General features: G+C 68.6%; 1 protein-coding gene. It reads right to left on the reverse strand.

Features of this window, described 5'->3' with window-relative positions:
• A partial coding sequence (locus A5745_RS13360) for a beta-ketoacyl reductase (protein ID WP_139329589.1) occupies window positions 1-596 on the reverse strand: 596 nt, incomplete at both ends.

A 596-nucleotide genomic window follows, 5' to 3' on the forward strand; every position in this document is an offset into this window, starting at 1 on the left:
GTCATGCGGGCCTTGTCGCGCTCGCCCAGGTGTCGGGTCATGCCGCTGGCCTGCTCCCACAACCCCCACGCCACCGACAACCCCGCCAACCCCTGCGCACGCCGATAGGCGGCCAGCCCATCCAGGAAACTATTGGCCGCCGCGTAATTGCCCTGCCCCGGGGCGCCCACGATGCCGGCCATCGACGAAAACATCACAAACGCCGACACATCCAAGCCTTGGGTCAGCTCGTGCAAATTCCAGGCCCCATCCACCTTGGCCCGCAACACCGCATCCACCCGATCCGGCGTCAACGAACCGATCAGCCCGTCATCGAGCAGGCCCGCGGCATGAAACACCCCCTTGAGCGGATATTGCGGCGGCAGCCCGGCGATCAACGCCGCGACCGCGTCACGATCGGCGACATCACAGGCCACCACCGACACCCGCGCCCCGGCTTCTTCCAACCGCGACACCACGTCGGCCACACCCTCGGCATCGGAACCGTGGCGGCTGGCCAGCACCACATGCGCCACCCCATAACGCGTCGCCAGATGCTGCGCCAGCGCCGAACCCGCCATCCCGGTGCCCCCGGTGACCACCACACTGCCCCCGGC

Source organism: Mycobacterium sp. IS-2888, assembly GCF_001954215.1.
Classification (GTDB): Bacteria; Actinomycetota; Actinomycetes; order Mycobacteriales; family Mycobacteriaceae; genus Mycobacterium.